This is a genomic window from Shewanella sp. SG44-6 (assembly GCF_014164185.1).
Classification (GTDB): domain Bacteria; phylum Pseudomonadota; class Gammaproteobacteria; order Enterobacterales; family Shewanellaceae; genus Shewanella; species Shewanella vesiculosa.
This window is the reverse complement of the sequence record NZ_JACJER010000389.1, coordinates 1-214: the sequence shown is the minus strand read 5'-3', so window position 1 is coordinate 214 and position 214 is coordinate 1. Positions and strand designations below refer to the sequence as shown.

Annotated in this window: 1 protein-coding gene; it reads left to right on the top strand. The window is 57.9% G+C overall.

All coding sequences use genetic code 11. The features are described 5' to 3' along the window. A partial coding sequence (locus H5185_RS22685; protein ID WP_182743401.1) for a cadherin repeat domain-containing protein occupies nt 1-214 on the top strand: 214 nt, incomplete at both ends.

Here is a 214-nt window from a genome sequence, read left to right as displayed (position 1 = left end):
CCTGAGTTCACCCCACCCGTGGGCGAAACCAGCTACAACTTTACGTATTTTGAAAACAGCAGCGACAGCACTGTGATTGGCACCGTCAATGCCATCGATCCGGAAGGCACGCCAGTGACCTACAGTATCGTCAGCGGCAATGACGACGCTTGGTTTGAGATTGACCCCGTGACCGGTGTCATCAGCTTGACCCCAGCGGGCGTGGCCGCCGTCG